Annotated in this window: 1 protein-coding gene; it reads right to left on the bottom strand. The window is 49.5% G+C overall.

The genetic code is table 11. The features are described 5' to 3' along the window. Positions 1 to 206, bottom strand: a 206-nt coding sequence (locus LKX83_RS33805; protein WP_304518373.1) for a flavoprotein, incomplete at both ends; no start/stop codon positions are given.

The following is a 206-nucleotide window of genomic DNA, read 5'->3' as shown; positions in this document are numbered from 1 at the left end:
CACAGGCAAGATACCCTTCAGAAGGTTCAATAAACCGATATCCATACGCTGCTAACTGACGCATATTGCGCTGTGTAGCCGGATGGCCGTACATATTCACATTCATGGCCGGGGCAATCCAGACAGGTGCTTTCGTTGCTAAATAAGCAGTTGTTACAATATCGTCGGCAATGCCGCCCGCCATCTTGCCGATCACATTGGCTGTA

Source organism: Cohnella baijiui (genome assembly GCF_020731285.1).
Classification (GTDB): domain Bacteria; phylum Bacillota; class Bacilli; order Paenibacillales; family Paenibacillaceae; genus Cohnella.
The sequence above is the reverse complement of the archived record's forward strand: the minus strand, read 5'-3'. Positions and strand labels throughout refer to the sequence as shown.